We start from the raw sequence: 18,537 nt of genomic DNA on the forward strand, positions 1-18,537 counted from the left end.
TGCCGGTCAGAAGCGGTAGCGCGCTTCGACCGAATAGGTTCGCGGCGCGCCGGGAAGCGCCGAGTTGAACTGGAGCAGCGAGGCGAGCGGCATGCCGCCGACATAATAGACCTTGTTGAAGGCGTTTTTGAGATTGGCCGACAGCGACCAGCAGGCATCCTCATCCTCGATCCCGATCCGGAAATTGGCGATCGAATAGCCGGGCAGGTGCGCCGTCGGATTGAGATTGCCCGACGCGATATAGAAGGTCCCGGTCTGGGCATAGAGGTCGCCGCGCAGCGACGCGGTGAGGCGGTCCGACAGCGGCGCCGACACCTCGGCATAGGCGGTCCCGGACCATTCGGGGGTGTCGGGCACCGTCCCGAGCAGCGTCGTCCCGCCGAAGACGGGCGTCAGGCCGTTGGTGAAGCGGGCGTGGGTATAGTTGAGGTTGCCGCCGAAGCGCAGCCAGTCGGCGGGGCGTATCTGGCCCTCGAGTTCGAAGCCGTAGATCTTCGTGCGCGGGACGTTCACCGCCAGCGACGCCGGGCCGTTGATGTCGACAAAGGCGTTCCGCTGGCCGTTCCTGATCCACATATTGTAGAGCGCGAGGTTGAGCCGCGCCGGCATGGTGCCGAGGCGGCCCTGGAATTTGGCGCCGAGCTCGACATCGGTCACGGTTTCGGTGCCGTAGCTGTTGCCGTTGACCGTCGCGTCGCCGACGATCGGCGGCGAACTGCCGTTGAAGCCGCCGTTGCGATAGCTGCGCCGCGTGGCGGCGTAGAGCAGCACGTCGTCGGAGATCTGGTTCTGCAGCCCGAAGGTCCAGCTGAGGTTGCGGATCGTCTTGCGCTGGTCGTTGTCGGCAACGCCGCTGGCGATCTGTGCCGGGGTCGCATAATTATTGTCGGCGGGAAGCGTCCGTCCGCGCACGGTTTCGCTGGTGTAGCGCAGCCCCGCGGTGAGCCCGAAGCCGCCGCCGAGCTGATAGGTGCCCTGTCCGTAGAAGGCGTGGCTGTTGTTGTAGGCGACGTCCGAATTGACCGACAGCGGCGAGAGGCCGAGGTCGCCGAACACGTCGAGGAAGGTTACCTGCCGGAACACGGTCGATTTCTCGCTCGAGAGGTAGAAACCGACGGCGTAGGTCAGCCGGTCGCCCGCGAGCGTGCCGAGCAGCTGCAATTCCTCCGACATGATCGTGGTCGTGGTATAGCCGCCGGGGCGTCCGGTCTCGTCGATTTCGCCGTCGCCCGCGATGCCGAAGGGCGAACCGTCCGAATCCCCGCGGACATGCGTCTCGAGATGCGCATAGCCGATGATGTTCTTGAGCTGCATCGTGTCACCGAGGTCGACCGAGGTCGAATTGGTCACGATCAGGTTTTCGGCCTGATAGACGTTGGCGTCGTTGGTCGCGATCGTGAACGGTCCGCGCGCCTTCTGGATCGGCAGATAGGCGGCCAGCCCGCCCGCCGGGATCGTCGGATTGTCGTGCAGGGTAAGATAATTGGCCCACGCACCGGGGCCGAAGACCAGATCGAGGCCGGGTGAATAGAAGAGCGTCACCGGCGGCGCGGCCGGCTGCGTCGCGTCGAGCGCATAGAGCACCGATTGCGTGCTCGTACCGTCGGCCTTGTAATAGTCGACCACGAGATTGTTCTCGAAACCGTCGTTGCCGCGCAGGGTCAGGCTGCCGCGCACGCCATAGCGTTCGATCGAGCCGGGCCGCGAACCGTCGAACAGGTTGTGCTGAAAGCCCGTCTGGTCGCTGTAGAATCCCGCGACGCGCGCGAGCAGCCTGTCGTCGACCAACGGCACGTTGAGCGCGCCCTCGAGCTGGACCGTGTCGTAGTTTCCGTAGCGCGCGCTCGCATAGCCCTCGAACGCATTGACCGGTTTGGCCGAGGTGAACAGCACCGCGCCCCCCGTCGCATTGCGCCCGAACAGCGTGCCTTGCGGGCCCTTGAGCACCTGGACCGATTGCAGATCATAAAAGGAGGTGGCGCCGCTGCCGCCGCCGCTGTTGCTGCTGATCTGCACCTCGTTGAAATAGGGCAGCACCCCCGGCCGGGTGCCGGTGAACTGGTCGACCGACTGGCCGCGGAGCGAGAAATTGACCTCGTTCGAGGTCGCGCCCGCGCGAACCGAAAGCCCCGGCGCGGCGAACTGCAGATCGGCTTCCGAACGAACATTCTGTTCGGCGAGTTCGGCGGTTCCGACGACGTCGACCGCGACGGGCGTGCGCGACAGGCTTTCGTCGCGGCGCTGTGCGGTGACGATGATGTCGGCGTCGCCGATAGTGCTGCTGCCGCCGGTCTCGCCCGGTGCCTGCGCAAAGGCGGATGGCGCACCCGACAGGGTCGCAAATGCCACGGCGGTTCCGCTGATCGCATATCTCAGCATCATCTCTCTCCCCAGGCTCTGCACCTTTCCGGCGCATGTTGTCTGTAATTAATTACTTACATTTGATGTGGCGCCTGTCAACAGCTTCCTGGAGCGTTTTCCGGTCGGGCGGACCCGCCTGACGGCCCGGAAAAACAGGGCAAACCGGACTCCGGAGCGCCTGTCCTGATCCGATCAAAGCCGAACGCACGCTAGCCGCCCTCGGCCTCGGCGCGGGTCATCCCGGCGAGACGGATCAGATACTCGTGCAATTCGAACCAGATATTGTGATAGGAATCGATCTTGGGCGATGCGAGATAGGCCGTGTCGCCGGCCCGAAGCCGGGCCAGCGCGGTCTCGAAGCGCGACCGGAAGAAGGGCAGGGGGCCCTGCGGATCGATCCCGGCCAGCCAGGCGGTCGTTTCGCAATGCAGCCCCGGCAGCTGTCCCAAAATGCCGGCGTCATAGTCGGGATCGCTATGATCGTTGAAGACGGGCGCGCCGTCGGACGGGCGCATTTGCCAGGCCGTGACCAGCGTCTTGAACGCGTCGTTGAGCGGGTGGAAGGCGGCGAGAATGGCGCGCGCCGCGGATCCGCCAACGGCATCGCCGTGCGCCGCAACGATCTGCTCCCCGCGCCGCTTGCCGGCGTCGGTCGCCTTGATGAAGCGTGGCGAGGCGGCGTCGAGACAGTCGTGCAGTTCGCCGAGCATCGCCGCCAGCCCCGCATCGTCCAGCCCGCCGATTTCGCGCGCCGCGTCTTTGGGGCAGAACCCCTTCAACGCGACGAGCAGCAGCAACTCTTCGCCCGAAAACGCCGGTGGCGCCGCCGCCGCGCCATCATCCGCCCGTGCATCGTCCCAGCCTGCCATGGCCGCGGCCTCGGGCGCGATCTGGGTGGTGGAGGCAAGCTCGCCCGGGAAGATCTCGCCGGTTTCGCCATCGATCGACAGGATGGCCTCGTCGGCGATCCACATGCCGTCGGCGAGGATGCCGCCGTCGGCAAAGGACATTGCAGCCCAGCCGACGACGGCGGGCTTGCCCCAGCCGCGCGCGACGACCGCCGCGTGGCTCGCAAGGCCGCCGCGCGAGGTCAGGAGCCCCGCCGCCGCGGCAATGCCCTCGATATCTTCGGGTGAGGTTTCGGGACGCGCGAGGATCACCGCCTCGCCGCGCGCGGCGAGTTCGACGGCGCGTTCGGCGCTGGTGACCAGTTTTCCCGAGGCGACACCGGGCGACGCGCCAAGGCCCGCGCCGATCGCGACCTCTTCCCCCGCGATGCGCCGCGATCGCGCGACGCCGGCGAGCAGGTGTCGAACCCGGGCCAGCGCTTCGTCGCGCGAGAGGGGAAAGTCCGGATCGAGCGCCATATCGTGCGCGATCCGAACCGCGGCCTCGGGCGACCGCTTGCCGGGGCGCGCCTGCAGGATCCACAACTTGCCCGATTCGATGGTGAATTCGACGTCGACGAGGTCGCGATAATGGCGTTCGATCACGTCGAGACTTTGGTCGAGCAGCGCCGACGCCTCGGGCAGGCGATCGGCCATCTCGGCGATGTCCATCGTCTGGCGGGAGCCCGACACCACATCTTCCCCCTGCGCCTGGAACAGGATGTCGCCGAACCGCGCAGGATTTCCGTCGGAGGGGTTGCGGCTGAACACCACGCCGGTCCCCGACATCGCATCGCGGTTGCCGAACACCATCGCCTGGATGTTGACCGCGGTGCCCGCGTCGCCCGCAATCTTCTCGATCCGGCGATAGGCTTGCGCGCGTGCGCTGTTCCACGACTGGAACACCGCCTCGATAGCCGCGCGAAGCTGGATACGCGGGTCGTGCGGCGGCGCGTGGCCCACCGATTTGGCGAAGGATTCGTGCAGCCGCGTCAGGCAGTCGCGGGCGAAGGCCGTGTCGCCGCCGCTGCACGCGGCAAGTCCGGGCACGATGTCGGCGTTCAGTCCGACGTTGAGCACCGTGTCCATCATGCCCGGCATCGAGGCTGCGCCGCCCGAGCGTACGCTGAGCAGTAGCGGATGAGCCGCGTCGCCGAAGCCGCGCCCGAGAGTCGCCTCGATCCGGGCGAGATGCGTGTCGATCGCGTCGTCGAACGCGGGCGACCAGCCCGATCGGAGATATTGCCGGCAGGCGCCGGTACCGAGCGTGAAGCCCGGCGGGACGGGCAGGCCCAAGGTCCGCGTCATGTCGGACAGGCTCTTGCCCTTGCCGCCCAGAAGCTGGAGGCGTTCGGCGTCGGACAGCGCGTGCGGCGCATCGAACATGAAGGCGATCGCGTCGCTCATGCCGGGCATGCTCCACAGCGCACGCAGGATCCGCATTCAGGGCCGGTCGCCATGAATTTCTCCTCATCCCTCCGCCGGCTCTGGTCCGGTCGGCTCGTTATTTGTAAGCAAACACTTACTTCTGGATTCGGTGAGAAGTCAATCGGGCTTTCGGTCCGCGACGTCGCCACGATGCTCGAACAGGGGGAGCATCATCTGCGCAAGCTGTTTCGCGCTCGCCCCGGTGTCGAGCCTGGCGCCACGGAAATAGGCGTCCGCCGCGACGAAGAAGCTGATCCCGATGCCCGCAATGGCGAGGAAATTCTGGTCGAGCTGGCTGCCGGGGGCGTCCGACGGCATGGCCGTCGCGGTCCGCCGCGCCCAGCCGTTGATCAGGGGAACGATTCGCTTGGCATAGAATTCGGGGCCGTAACTGCCGCTGCCGAACAGCGCGATGCCGAGCAGCGGGAAGACCTCGTCCATATGGCTGAGATATTGCTCGGCGCCGCGCTCGAGCAGCTGGCGCTGCGTGCCGGTGTCGGCGGCGGTGGCCACCTGGCGCCCGGCGTGGTTATAGGTTTCGAGCCAGCTTTCGAGGGGCTCGATCACCGCGGCGTCGAACAACTCCTCCTTCGAGGCGAAATGGCGATAGATCAGCGCTTCGTTGATCTGCGCCTCGATCGCGATGTCCTTGGTGCGGGCGCCCGCATATCCGCTGCGGATGAACACTTCCTTCGCCGCCGCGAGGATCGAAGCGCGGCGCTCCGCAGACGAAAAGCGGCTCGTCGCTTTCTTCGGCTTGGCTTGCGCTTTGGTCACCATGATCTCCGGTCCATGCGGAACGCAAATAGCGTGATGCGCCGCTCAAATGCAAATCCGGCCGACGGTGAAACGACACGCGGGGCAGGGCGTCGCCGAGAGGATTGACGCCCCGGCAATTGCAATGTAAGCATTTACTTACTTAAAAGCGAGAGAGGAAATCGTCCATGCCCCGACCCCCGCGCCTGATTTCGCCCGATGACCATCTGCAAGCACCGGCGCATCTCTGGCAGGCGCGCCTTCCGGCACGACTTCGGGATCAGGGACCCTATATCAAGCGGATGAAGGGCGCTGCCTATGACGCCGGGGGCGGCAATTTCCGCTTTCGCGAAACCGCCGACGGCGTTCCCGGCGACGTCTGGCATTATGACGGGAAACAGGTTCCGATCGTGAAGATCGCCGCCGCCGCCGGTTTCTATCCGCGCTCGTCGGTCAAGTTCGGGCCCAACACCTTCGACGATATTCGCGAAGGCTGCTACGACAGCAAGGCGCGGCTGGCCGACATGGACCAGGCCGGTATTCTCGCATCGGCCAATTATCCCAACATGTTCGTCATGTTCGCGGGCGAGCAGTTCAGCTTCGCCGCGGACAAGCCGCTCGCGCTCGAATGCATCCGCGCCTATAATGATTTCGTCATCGAAGAATGGTGCGCGGGTTCGGGTGGCCGCCTGATCCCGATGGGCATCGTTCCGCTGTGGGACGCCGATCTCGCGCTCGCCGAGGCGCATCGGCTCGCGAAGCTCGGTTTCAAGACCATTTCCTTTCCCGAGGCGCCGCATCGCAACGGCCTGCCGTCGATCTCGTCGCGCTATTGGGACGGGCTGTTCGAGGCGATCGCCGACGCCGACATGGTCCTCTCGGTGCACATCGGCACCTCGCCGATGACGCTCGCAGCGCCCGACGCGCCCGCAGCGGTGGCGCACGTCGGCGCCTCCTACTATGTCATGCACTGCCTGATGGAATTCCTCTGGTCGGGCGTCTTCGTGCGCTTCCCGCAGCTTCGGGTGTCCTTTGCCGAATCGCAGCTCGGGCTTGTCCCCTACACGCTCGACCGCTGCGACTTCATCTGGGAAAACATCATCATCGATGGCGTCGCGACGGTCGATCAGCGCGCGCTGCCCGAAAAGCCGTCGCACTATTTCCGCCAGAATTGCTATGTTTCCTACTTTCGCGACCCGGTCGGGCTCGAAATGACGCAGCATATCGGCATCGACAATATCATGTTCGAAACCGACTATCCGCATCTCGACTGCGACTGGCCCGACTGCCTGACCGAGGCCGAAAAGATGGTCGCGCACCTGCCGCAGGATGCTCAGGACAAGATCCTGTTCGGCAACGCGCACCGGCTGTTCCGGCTCGACATCAAGGAACCCGCGCTGGCCTGAGGCTCCGGACAGATTTGCAGCAGGAGAGGGCGATGAAGTTCACCGCAACCGAGCGGATGGCGGCGCACAGCATGCCGGATTCGGACGAATATTTTCACCGGCCGCCCGATCCGCTGCCCGAGCGGTGGCAGGAAAACACGATGCTCGCGGCGTGGAATATCGACGAGGGGCACGGCTTTCTGATCCATACCAAGCGCTGGCCCGCGAAGGGCGATCACGAGGCGCATATCATCGTCTTCGTCGATGGCATGGCCTCCTCGGCGATCCTGCACCGGCCGACGGGCAACACGCTGCGCATCAACGACGAGATTCCCGAACTGCTGTTCGAACCCGAAGTGCCGTGGAGCCGCTGGCGGCTGTGCGCCGAAATCGAGGGCGCGGGTGGCATCGGCCCGCACGGCTTCCTCGCCCACGCGCCGAAGGGCGACACGATCGGGGCGATCGACATCGTCATGGAAAGCGACCTGCCGGTCGCCGACTTCAATGCGGCGCTCGCCGAATGGGCCGAGACGCTGACCGCGGCGGGATCGCACTCGCACAATTCGGCGCAGGCGCACTACGAACAGGGTGGCCGCTGGTTCGGCACGCTGCGCGTCGGCGACCGGACGGTGAAGACCAGCGGGCTGTTCGTGCGCGATCACAGCTGGGGCGAGCGCGTCGAGCGCGGCTTTGACTCGGGCGTATTCTGGACCGCCTCGTCGCTCGACAACGGCAATATCTTCTGCAACGCGATTGGCTTTCCGCAGCCCGACGGTTCGGCGATCGGCACCGGCATCCTCGTCAACCGCGACGGGGCTTTCCTCACCAGCCAGGTCGGCGGGCGGTTCACGCCGCGGCCGGGGCTGCTCAGCTACGACCGGTCGGAACTGACCTACGGCTTCGACACGCCCGTCGTGCTGACCGGCGAGACGCATGTCCACGTCCCCAAATATCTGCCGGGGTCGGGCTTCCGCCGGTATGACAACAATGCGATATCGCGGGTCCGGATCGGCGAGCATGTCGGCATGGGGTGCCTCGAATGGGCCGCGGTGCTCGAAAAGCACCAGGCCGACGATCTCGATCGCCTGCTCGAGGAGACATAGGAACCGCCCGGCCGACCGGCAAAGCCGGCGGCCCGGCGGGGGAGAGGATTGCATGACGGTCGACAACTGGCTGCTTCACGACACGCCATCGAAGCGCTTCCCGATCTATACGCGTTCAAACGCCGCCGAAGTGATGGGCGCGCCGGTGTCGCCGCTCGGCTGGTCGTACGTCTGGTCGGGCGCCTTTGGGCCGGGCACCGTGCGCGGCTATGTCGATTTCGGCGGTTTCGATGCCGGCGAGTTCGACGGGCCCGAGGATGTCTACGGCATCTTCGGCGGTTATTTCTATCTCAACATCTCGGTGATGTTCGTCGAGATGGAGCGCATGATGCCCGGCGGCGCGGCGCGGATGGCGGCGATGTTCGACAGCGGTCCGGGCATGCCCGCGCATGTCGCCGCCGACTGGCACGACAACCCGGCCTGCGGCGCGCGGATCGCGGCCAATGTCGCGCGCTTCATGGCGGGAGAGGTCCATCCCGACCTCGACATCCTGCACGGCGCCGCGCTCGAGCTGCGCGCGCAGCGGCCGGCGCTCGCGGCGATCCCGCCGGCAGAGATCGTCGCGCGGCTGCGCTCGATCACCCCGCTGCTCGACCGCGCCGGCTGCATCCATGTCCAGATCGGACAGGCGGGCATGGTCGCGCTCGGCCAGCTCGCCGAGCTGCTGGCGGGTATCGGCCGGCCGGACGATCTCGCCCGGCTGGGGACGGGGATCGGCGACGTCGAGTCGGCCGACATCGCGTGCCAGCTCTGGACGATCAGCCGCCTCGTGCGCGGCTCGGACGCATTGAGGGCGGCGTTCGCGGCGGGCACCGACGGCGTGCTGGACCGCATCGCCGACCCCGCGTTCCACGAATTGTTCCGCCATTTTATCTACGACCATGGCGCGCGCGCGACGAACGAATGGGACCTGATCTACGATACCTATGAAACCGCGCCGCACACCGCGCTGGCGCTGATCGACGCGATGGCGAAGCAGGGCGACGAGGCCGATCCGGTCGCGGCGCTGCATCGCAACGCCGCGCTGCGGCGCGCATGCCTTGCCGACATCCGGGCGCAATTCCCGGCGCAGGCCGATGCGATCGACGCCGCCGCGCTGGCGCTCGCGACCTGGTTCGCGGCGCGCGAGCGGTCGAAGAATATGTGCGTCCGCCTCGTCCATGAAGCGCGCATGGGCTGCGAAGCGCTCGCCGCGCGCGGAATCGCCGCGGGCGCGCTCGACGAACGCCGGCAATTCTACATGCTCCTGTCGGGCGAACTCGACGCGTGGGCGGCCGATCCCGCCGCCTTTTCCGATACGTTGCGTCGGCGGCTTGCCGATTATGCCGCGCTCGACCGGCTGGAGCCGCCATTCTTCATCGACGGCGAATGCCCGCCGATCGCCGAATGGCCGCAGCGCGTCGAGCGCGCGATCGCCGCCGCCGCCGACGGCGATCGTCTGACGGGGGTCGCCTGCTCGCCGGGACAGGTCACGGGACGGGCGCGGATCATCCTCGATCCGTCGGACCCCGGCGCGCTCGAACCCGACGATATCCTCGTGACGACGAACACCAACCCAAGCTGGACGCCGCTGTTCCTGGTCGCGGCCGCGGTGGTGACCGAGTTCGGCCTGTTCAACAGCCACGCCAGCATCGTTTCGCGCGAACTCGGAATCCCCTGCGTCGCGTCGGTCGAGGGCGCGACCGACCGGATCAGGGACGGGATGCTGCTGTGCGTCGACGGCGCCGCCGGCACGGTCGAGATTCTGGCGGGGGCGGCGTGATGACGGCGAGCGTTGATGCGATCCTCTCGCCCGATACCTATGCCGATCCGGACGCGATGGATGCGCTGTTTACCCGGCTCCGCCGCGACGATCCGGTCCACCGCGTCGAGCATCCCGAATACCGGCCCTTCTGGGCGATCACCAAATTCGCCGATATCCAGGAGGTCGAGCGGCAGCCCGAGGCGTTCCTCAATGCCCCGCGCACCTTCCTGCGCACGCTCGCTTATGAGGAGCGGGCGCGTGCGGCGACCGGCGGCAATCCCGCGCTGCTGCGCAGCCTCGTCTTCATGGATGCGCCCGACCACGCCAAATATCGCAAGCTGACGCAGGCGTGGTTCATGCCGGGACGGATCAGGGTGCTCGAGGAGGAGTTGCGCACGCTCGCCAAGGAGGTGATCGACGAGATGGCCGCGCGCGGCGGAACCTGCGATTTCGCGGCCGATGTCGCGCCCTATTACCCCGTGCGCGTCATCATGCGCCTGTTGGGCGTGCCGCGATCCGACGAGCCGCTGATCCTGCAACTGACGCAGGAAATCTTCGGGTCGGACGATCCCGACGTGCAGGCGGCGCGCACGATGACCGCCAGCCTCGCCGACACGGTCAAGGTCTTCGCCGACTATTTCCGCGACCTCACCGCCGATCGCCGCCGCCATCCCGCCGACGATCTGGCGACCTTGTTCGCACAGGCCGAGATCGACGGCCGGCCGATGGCGGACCATGAAAGCGTCTCCTATTACATCCTTGTCGCGACGGCGGGGCACGACACGACGAGCTCAAGCATAGCGGGCGGGTTGCTCGCGCTGATCAAGCATCCCGGCGAATTGCAGCGGCTGCGCGCCGACGCCTCGCTATGGCCCGGTGCGGTCGACGAGATGGTGCGCTGGGTGTCCCCCGTCCGCCATTTCTTCCGGACCGCGACCAAGGATTATGACCTGCGCGGCAAGCGCATCGCGGCCGGCGACAGCCTGATGCTGTGCTACCCCAGCGCGAACCGCGACGAGGAAGCGTTCGAAGACCCGTTCGCCTTTCGCGTCGACCGGCCCGCGAACAGGCACATCGCCTTCGGCTACGGCCCGCACCTCTGCCTCGGCATGCATATGGCGCGCATGGAGATGCGGATCTTCTATGAGGAGTTGCTGCGCCGGATCGCCGATGTCGAATTGGCCGGCGATCCGGCATGGCTCGCCTCGACGAATGTCGGCGGGCTGAAACGTCTCCCCATTCGCTTCACCATGGCGTGAGGCCGGCGCGGCGCTACGGTCGGCGCGGGTTTGGCCGCAAAAGCGTCGTGCGGCTGTTTGCGTCGCCGAAACAGGTCATCTGCCTCGGGGCAGCGGATATCTTTGATCTGTTCGCCCCTGGGCGGCCGATGGTTGACCTGACGATGTGCGTGCGCGACAGCGACATCGATCATCCGACGGGAGCCTCGTCATCGTTCCGGAACTCAGGCGGCCTTCGACTGCATCCGACTACCGGGCCGATATCGACGGCTTGCGCGGCGTGGCGATCTTGCTGGTGCTCGCATGCCATATTCGCGTTCCCTTTTTTTCGGGTGGCTATGTCGGAGTCGACATCTTCTTCGTCATCTCGGGTTTCCTGATCACGCGCCAGCTTCTGCGCGAGCGGGACGGGCGCGGTCGTATCGACGTTGCGGATTTTTACGCGCGGCGCATCAGGCGACTGTTTCCCGCGCTTGCTCTTGTTGTCGCGGCGACCCTGGTTGCCGGTTTCGTGCTGCTCCTCCCCGACGAACAGGGCCCGCTTGCGCAGTCGGCCGTCATGTCGCTGCTCTTCGCTGCCAATATCCATTTCTGGCAGGCTGGAACGGGGTATTTTGATCCGGCGACCGTTCTGATGCCGCTCAAGCACCTGTGGACGCTGGGTGTCGAAGAGCAATTCTACGTCATCTGGCCGCTTGCGCTGTCGGGGCTGGCGGCGCTGTCGCGGCGACATAACTGGCGGGACACGACGGCTCTTGCGATACTGCTTTCAATCATATTCCTGTCGTCGCTCGCGCTTTCGATTGCGCTCGGCGCTTCGCGCGCCGCCTTTTTCCTGATCCCGTCGCGTGCCTGGGAACTCGCGGCGGGATGCCTGCTCGCGCTCGCGCGCCCGGTCGACGCGGGCGCCGCCCGCTGGTTTGGCCCCGTCGGACTGGCGGCGATCGTTGCGGCGGTCGCGACCTTCGGTCCACAGACGCCCTTTCCTTCGTGGCGTGCCCTGTTGCCCGTCCTGGGGGGCGTTGCGATCATCGCTGCGGGAATGACCGATCCTCGCGCGTTCGTTCCGCGCCTTCTGTCGACACGCTGGCTCGTCTGGTTGGGAACGATTTCCTATGGCTGGTATCTTCTGCACTGGCCCATGCTGGCATTCGCGCGCATCTTGTGGGGCGGTGAAATGCACGTGGTGCGCGATTCCGCGCTCGTTTTGCTGCCGTTGGCGCTCGCCGCGGCGATGCACCGATGGGTCGAAACGCCGGTAAGGATGCGGCGCGTCGCGGGCTTTCGCAGCAACGCCGCCACGATGACGAGCGGGGGTGTCTTGCTCGGCGCTGGTCTGACACTGGGCGCCGCGCTCTGGATCTCGGCTGCACAGCCAAGTCCCCCCGGATCGCTGCTCGCGCAATATCGTGAGGCCCGGCGCGGCGCGGCGCGGGACTTTCCCTTCTGCGACGGTGCGGCGCCATGCGAGTTCGGCGCGCCGCGCGGCAACCCGGCTCTGCTGCTATGGGGCGATTCGCATGCGGCGCAGCTTTCGCCCGCGCTCGATGTCGCGGGACGGCAGGCCGGTGTGCGTATCCTCGTGCGGACGAAGGGAGCCTGTTCGCCGGGCGGGTCTCCAGCGGGCGTTCGCGCAGCCGATCCGCGCTGGATGGCATGCGCCGCGTTTCTGGATCGCGTGCGGAACGAACTGCCGCTGTTGCAGCGCCGCGAAGGGGTGCGCGGCGTGCTTTTCGCCGGCGGTTGGGACGCGGCGCAGGCCGGATGGGACCGGGCGCTCGCGGCGGACATCGATCTGGCGCATCGTCGGATGCTGGCCGTGGTGATTGCGCGTGACGTCCCGCTTCATTCGAAGAACTTCCTCCGCTGCGCTGTCCGCCGCGGAGTGGCCGAGTGCGCAGAGCCAGGCGCGCGCATCATCGGCCGGTCGGCGGCGGTGGACAAGGCGATCGATGCCATTGTCGCGTCGCGCCCCGATGTCCGGATATGGTCGCCGATAGATGCTTTGTGTCCGGGGCACCATTGCCCAGCCGCGATCGAGGGCCGACTGCTGTATCGCAATCAGGGGCATCTGACGCGCGCCGGTGCGTCGCGCCTTGCACCTTCCCTGCTGCCGATTTTGCCGGCGATTTCGGAGCCACGAGGCCAGCCGGAACCGCGCAGCAACCTTTCCGTTCGTCATCATCCATAACGACGATATGCACCGGGGCAGGGCGACCTTTCTCGTCGTCGCTACGAACCGGTCGCCGTTCCCCGGTGGGCATCGATCGCGGCGAAGACCGACGCTTCGGTCGGCTGGAGCGTCCCGCTCTCGACCAGCGCGGCGATCGCGTCCGCGTCAAGCCCCAGCCATTCGGCGACGACCTCGCGCGTCTGCTCGCCGATCAGCGGGGCGGGGCGCGCCGCGGGATCGGGGGCATCGGCGAAGGCGGCGGTGCGTCGTTCGGAGATGACCGGTTCGACGAGGTGCGGGTGCACGTCGGTGCGATAGGCGCCGCGCGCGCGGCAATAGGCCGAGTCCGGCAGGTCGCCGACACGCAGCATCGGCGCCGCGGCGATGCCCGCGCGCTGCAGGGCCGCCGCCGCCGCCATCGGCTCGCGCGCCGCGATCCAGTCGGCGAGCGTCGCGGCCTCGCCCGGCAACAAGGCGAGCACCTTGTCGTCGTCGCCGTCGTCGCGCGTCACCACGCACCATTCGTCGTCGCCCGCGGCGGGGAACATCGTCGACGCCGATTCGGCGGGGTTTCCTGCGGGATCGAGCAGCGCCGCGAACTGCGCGAGCATCACCTCTGCCTGCGACACGCTTGCCGCGCCGCCTCGGCCCGTGCGCCGCCGCCGGATGAGCAGCGCTAGCGCGCCAAGCGCGCTGATCCGTCCCGCGACATGATCGGGGTATACGGTGACCGCGTCGCTGAAGCTGTCGGGGTCGTCGGCGTAGCGCCACATGCCAGTGAGGCCCGTCGCCGCGCGCACGAGCGGGCCGTAGCCGAGCCGCTGCGCCCACGGCCCGGTCGCGCCGAAAGCCGAGCTGTCTGCGGTCACCAGCCGCGGATTGGTCGCCGCCAATATGTCGGCGCCCAGCCCGAGCGAATCCATCGTGCCCGGCTTGAAATTGGACAGCAGCACATCGGCCTGGCGCACGAGGTCGAGGAACAGCGCGCGTCCCGCGTCGCTGCGCAGATCGAGGCCAAGGCTGCGCTTGTTCCGGTGCCCCGCCGCAAAGCTCGCCGACAGCCCGTAGGGCAGGTAGGATTGGCGCGTTCCGTCAGGAAAGGCGGTGCTTTCGATCTTGATCACGTCGGCGCCGCCGTCGGCGAACATCCGCCCCGCTTCGGCGCCGACCACGATCACGCCGAGGTCGATCACCTTGAGTCCCTCGAAAGGTCGGGCGACATCCTCGCCGCCGGGAGGCGGGACGCCGGCCGCGCCGGCCGGGTGGTGCGGCCCCATGCGCACGCCGTCGATCGTCAGCATTCCGTCGGGCAGTTTGACCCTGCCGCCATCGGTCCGCGCGACGTCTGTCAGCACTCGCCGCGCCGCGGCCTGTTCGCTCGCCGCGAATTCGTCGAAGCTGAGCAGCGCGGCGATCGGCACCCCGTGCGCCTGGCCCTCGGCCTCAAGAAGCGCGCGCGTGCGCGTCGCAAAGAAGGCCGCAAGCGCGTCCTGCAGGGCTTCGGACTGCTGGCGGACGTTGATCTTCGCGAACTCGGGCGCGGCAAAGGCTGCCGGTTCGCCCATCCAGCGGAACATGCCCTGCCACTGGCGCGGCGCGAGCAGGCAGATGCGGACCTGTCCGTCGGCGCAGGCGAAGATCGGATATTGGGTGCCCTTCGCGGGGCGGTCGCGCGACAGCAGGTGCGCCGGGCGCCCCATCGTCGCGCTGCCGTTGATACCATATCCGGGGTCGAGTGCCTGCATCGCGCCGTCGAGCGCCGAAAAGTCGATGCGGTCGCCGCGCCCCGTGCGCTGGGCGCGGTAACAGGCGGCCAGCACGACATAGGCCCCTTGCGCCGCCGCACACTGCCAGGCGAGCTCGCCGGGGGGCAACAGCGGCGCGCGGCCGCGGATGCCCGACCGCGACAGCGTCCCCGACAGCGCGTGGAGCACGGCATCGCTGGCCTGCCAGTCGCTGAGGTCGTTGCCGGTTCCGAACGGACTGACGTCCATCAGCACCAGCGCGGGTCGGGCGGCGGCGAGCGCGTCGCGGTCGATCGCTGCGCTCGCGGGCGCGACGATGATATCGGCGGCGCGCAGCGCGGTATTAGTCACCGGCCCCGCGTGGACGGTCTTGCCGGCATTGGCTGCGATATCGGCGAACGCGCCCGTTGCGGGCACGAAGCGGTCGACGCGCGCGCCGAGTTCGGCAAGGTAGCGCGTGATCGGCGCGAGCGGGCCTTCGACCAGGTCGACGACGGTCAGGCCGGCCAGCGGGCGCTCCACGCTCATTGCGGGTTGCGCGCGAATTGCGGCAAGCTGGCGGGGATGTCGACCCATGGGAGCGCCGAAGCGGTCCAGACATGGATGGCCGGGACGAATGCCCCGGGATCGTCGGCGGTGCCCGCCTTGACGATCGCGACCTTGGGCGACGCGGCCGACAGCGACCGGATCGGCGATCCGCACGTCGCGCAGAATTGGCGGAGCACGGGCTGGCCGCTTTCGGTGTCCCGATCTTCCCATGTTGCCAGATCGCCCGTGAGTGCCATCGCGTCGGCGCGCACGACGACATTGACCGAAAAGGCGCTGCCCGACTGGCGGCGGCAATTGCTGCAATGGCATACCGCGACCGCCATCGGCGGACCCGACAGGCGGTAGCGCACCGCCCCGCAATTGCATCCGCCCTCGATTTCGGCCTGCGACATCGCTCTTCTCCCGTCCTTCGCTTTTCCGGTTGCGCTTTTATCTAACGTCATTAGTTTGTAAAGGCAGCAACGCACAGCCATGCCCGATCAAGGCGCGCTGGCAAGAGGTGGAGAGGTTATGAGCAGCAATTTCCCGATGACGATCGACGGCCGCGCTGTGGAGGCGGCCGCCACCCTCGACGTGCGCAATCCCGCGACGGGTGCGGTATTCGCGCAGGCGCCCGACGCCTCCGCCGCCGATCTCGACGCCGCGGTCGCCGCTGCAGCCCGCGCCTTTCCCGGCTGGCGCGATACGTCGCCAGCCGAACGCAAGGCGTGCCTCGTCAAGGCCGCCGAGGCGATCGAGGCGCACGCCGACGAACTCGCCGCGCTGTTCGTCAAGGAACAGGGGCGTCCGCTTCCCGGCGCGAAGATGGAAATCCTCGGCGCCGCGATGTGGATGAAGGCGACGACGATGCTCGACATCCCCGTCGACGTCACCGAAGACAGCGACACGCGCCGGATCGAGGTGCATCATGTCCCGCTGGGGGTCGTGTGCGGCATCGTTCCGTGGAATTTCCCGGTGCTGCTCGCATCGTGGAAGATCGGCCCGGCGCTGATGGCGGGGAACACGCTCGTTCTCAAACCCTCGCCCTTCACCCCGCTCTGTACCTTGCGCATCGGCGAACTGGTCCGCGACATTTTTCCGGCCGGCGTCATCAACATCATCAGCGGCGGCGATGCGCTCGGCCCGCTGATGACCGCGCATCCGGGCTTTGCAAAGATCAGCTTCACCGGTTCGACCGCGACCGGGCGCCGCGTGATGGAATCGGCGGCGAAGGATCTGAAACGCATCACGCTCGAACTCGGCGGCAACGACGCCGCGATCGTGCTGCCCGACGTCGATGTCGACGCGGTGGCGGAGCAGTTGTTCGAGGGCGCCTTTCACAATACGGCGCAGGTCTGCGTCGCGACCAAGCGGCTCTACATCCATGCCGACATCTACGACCGGCTGCGCGACCGGCTGCATCAGCTCGCCAGGGAGTTGCCGGTTGGCGACGGGGCCGAGCAGGGCAATCGTTACGGCCCGATCCAGAACGAGCCGCAATATCGCCGGGTGCTCGCGCTCCTCGATGATGCGCGTGCGAACGGGCTGACGTTGCTCGAAGGCGGTTCGGTGCCCGATCAAGGCTATTTTGTGCCGCTGACGCTGGTCGACAATCCGCCCGAGGACAGCCGCGTCGTCGTCGAAGAGGCGTTCGGGCCGGTGCTGCCGCTCCTGAAATTCACCGACATCGACGATGTCGTCGCGCGCGCCAACGACACCGAATATGGTCTTGCGGGCGCGGTATGGTCCGGCGACGTCGCGGCGGCGACAGCGATCGCGCACCGGCTTGACACCGGCACCGTCTGGATCAACCAGAATCTCCAGTCGACACCCTTCACCCCGCTTGCAGGGGCGAAGCAGTCGGGCTTCGGTCAGGAGAATGGCGTGCCGGGTCTGCTCGAATTCACCCGCCCCAAGGCGATCTTCATTCCGAAAGCGGCCTGATCCGATGCAGCTCAGCGCGCAGGACGAGGCATTCCGCGAAGAGGTTCGCGCTTTCTTCGCCGCCGAGCTGACGCCCGAGCTGCGCCGCGCGGGCAAGCTGATGACGTCGGTCTATGCCGACCATGAATCGCAAATGGCCTGGCAGGAAAAGCTGCATGCCAAGGGTTGGGCGGCGCCCGCCTGGCCGGTGGAGCATGGCGGCTGCGACTGGAGCGTCGTCCAGCACCATATCTTCGCGAGCGAGCGCGTCCGCGCCGGCGCGCCGCCGGTGTCGCCGATGGGGATCAAGATGTGCGGCCCCGCGATCATCGGCTTCGGCACCGACGAGCAAAAGGCGTTCTTCCTGCCGCGGATGCTGAACGGCGAGCATTTCTGGTGCCAGGGCTATTCCGAACCCGGCGCGGGGTCGGACCTCGCCGCGCTCCAGATGAAGGCGGTGCGCGACGGCGACGACCTTGTCTGCACCGGCACGAAAATCTGGACCACGCACGCGAACGTCGCGAACTGGATCTTCTGCCTCGTCCGCACGACGAAGACCGAACGCAAGCAGCAGGGCATCACCTTCCTGCTGATCGACATGACGTCGCCGGGGATCGAAGTGCGCCCGATTATCATGGCATCGGGCGAGCATATCCAGAACCAGATTTTCTTCGACAATGTCCGTGTGCCGGTCGCGAATGTCCTGGGCGAAATCGACAATGGCTGGACGGTCGCCAAATATCTGCTCGAATTCGAACGCGGCGGCAGCGCCTATGCGCCCGAGATCGAGGTCGCGCTCGACGAACTGGCGCAGCAGGTCGCGGCGCAGCCGGCGGGCCCCGCGCGCACGTTGCTCGACGTGCGGATCGCCGAAGCGCGCATCCGCTGCGATATCCTCGCCCGGCTCGAAAGCGATATCCTCTCGCGCCTGTCGGCGGGCGCGCCGACCGGCGCCGATGCCTCGATGATGAAAATCCTCGGCACCGAATTGCAGCAGCGCGTGACCGAACTCGCGTTGGATGCCGCGGGGCCGCTCGCCCGCGCATTCCAGCCCGGCATCGCGATGCCCGGCGGTCCGATCCCCGGCCACATTCTCGACGATTATTGCAGCGGCGACGTGTGGCAGGCGATCGCGCCGCTCCATTACCTCAACGAACGCGCGAGCAGCATCTACGCCGGGACGAACGAGATCCAGCGCGGGATTTTGGCGAAGGCGGAACTGGGTCTCTAAAGCTCGTCATTGCGAGGAGCCAAAGGCGACGCGGC

Annotated in this window: 12 protein-coding genes; 7 read left to right on the forward strand and 5 right to left on the reverse strand. The window is 67.1% G+C overall.

Translation table 11 applies throughout. The annotated features are described in order from the left end of the window. Window positions 1-6 precede the first annotated feature (6 nt). The 3 genes from EAO27_RS06140 to EAO27_RS06150 all read right to left on the reverse strand — a co-directional run bounded on the left by EAO27_RS06140 (window position 7) and on the right by EAO27_RS06150 (window position 5,456). Window positions 7-2,382 (reverse strand): TonB-dependent receptor, encoded by a 2,376-nt coding sequence (locus EAO27_RS06140; RefSeq protein ID WP_242778261.1) that lies wholly within the window; start codon window positions 2,380-2,382, stop codon window positions 7-9. A 188-nt stretch (window positions 2,383-2,570) separates the two neighbouring features. Then, on the reverse strand, window positions 2,571-4,691 hold the full coding sequence (locus tag EAO27_RS06145; RefSeq protein WP_242778264.1) for a PEP/pyruvate-binding domain-containing protein: 2,121 nt from the start codon (window positions 4,689-4,691) through the stop codon (window positions 2,571-2,573). Between the two features lie 102 nt (window positions 4,692-4,793). After that, window positions 4,794-5,456 carry a TetR/AcrR family transcriptional regulator gene (locus tag EAO27_RS06150; protein ID WP_242778267.1) on the reverse strand — a complete coding sequence of 221 codons (663 nt, stop codon included), beginning with the start codon at window positions 5,454-5,456 and terminating at the stop codon, window positions 4,794-4,796. A gap of 164 nt (window positions 5,457-5,620) precedes the next feature. On the opposite strand from EAO27_RS06150, the gene EAO27_RS06155 reads away from it, so the two are divergent. From EAO27_RS06155 to EAO27_RS06175, 5 genes are all read left to right on the forward strand, one after another. After that, window positions 5,621-6,838: an amidohydrolase family protein gene (locus EAO27_RS06155; RefSeq protein ID WP_242778270.1), complete on the forward strand. Its 1,218-nt coding sequence runs from the start codon at window positions 5,621-5,623 to the stop codon at window positions 6,836-6,838. Between the two features lie 32 nt (window positions 6,839-6,870). Further along, window positions 6,871-7,920, forward strand: a complete 1,050-nt coding sequence (locus EAO27_RS06160; protein WP_242778273.1) for a hypothetical protein — start codon at window positions 6,871-6,873, stop codon at window positions 7,918-7,920. Between the two features lie 52 nt (window positions 7,921-7,972). After that, window positions 7,973-9,682: a PEP-utilizing enzyme gene (locus EAO27_RS06165; RefSeq protein WP_242778276.1), complete on the forward strand. Its 1,710-nt coding sequence runs from the start codon at window positions 7,973-7,975 to the stop codon at window positions 9,680-9,682. Then, window positions 9,682-10,923: a cytochrome P450 gene (locus EAO27_RS06170; protein WP_242778279.1), complete on the forward strand. Its 1,242-nt coding sequence runs from the start codon at window positions 9,682-9,684 to the stop codon at window positions 10,921-10,923. The genes EAO27_RS06165 and EAO27_RS06170 overlap by 1 nt, the downstream gene beginning before the upstream one ends. A gap of 145 nt (window positions 10,924-11,068) precedes the next feature. Continuing rightward, window positions 11,069-13,093, forward strand: a complete 2,025-nt coding sequence (locus tag EAO27_RS06175; protein WP_278190132.1) for an acyltransferase family protein — start codon at window positions 11,069-11,071, stop codon at window positions 13,091-13,093. A 41-nt stretch (window positions 13,094-13,134) separates the two neighbouring features. Here the strand turns inward: EAO27_RS06175 and EAO27_RS06180 are convergent, their stop codons facing one another. Together EAO27_RS06180 and EAO27_RS06185 are read right to left on the reverse strand one after the other, a co-directional pair. Continuing rightward, entirely contained in the window at window positions 13,135-15,348 is a 2,214-nt protein-coding gene (locus tag EAO27_RS06180) for a CoA transferase (RefSeq protein ID WP_242778284.1), read from the reverse strand. Then, the gene (locus EAO27_RS06185; protein ID WP_242778287.1) at window positions 15,345-15,761 is read right to left on the reverse strand and encodes a GFA family protein; all 417 of its coding nucleotides are present in this window, start codon (window positions 15,759-15,761) and stop codon (window positions 15,345-15,347) included. The genes EAO27_RS06180 and EAO27_RS06185 overlap by 4 nt, the downstream gene beginning before the upstream one ends. A 118-nt stretch (window positions 15,762-15,879) precedes the next feature. Between EAO27_RS06185 and EAO27_RS06190 the strand changes: the two genes are divergently transcribed. Then, window positions 15,880-17,292, forward strand: coding sequence for an aldehyde dehydrogenase family protein (locus EAO27_RS06190; RefSeq protein ID WP_242778290.1), 1,413 nt, complete (start codon window positions 15,880-15,882; stop codon window positions 17,290-17,292). Window positions 17,293-17,296: 4 nt separating this feature from the next. Then, window positions 17,297-18,502 (forward strand): acyl-CoA dehydrogenase family protein, encoded by a 1,206-nt coding sequence (locus EAO27_RS06195; protein WP_242778293.1) that lies wholly within the window; start codon window positions 17,297-17,299, stop codon window positions 18,500-18,502. Window positions 18,503-18,537 lie beyond the last annotated feature (35 nt).

The sequence above is a fragment of the Sphingopyxis sp. YF1 genome (assembly GCF_022701295.1).
In the GTDB taxonomy this organism is placed as follows: Bacteria; Pseudomonadota; Alphaproteobacteria; order Sphingomonadales; family Sphingomonadaceae; genus Sphingopyxis.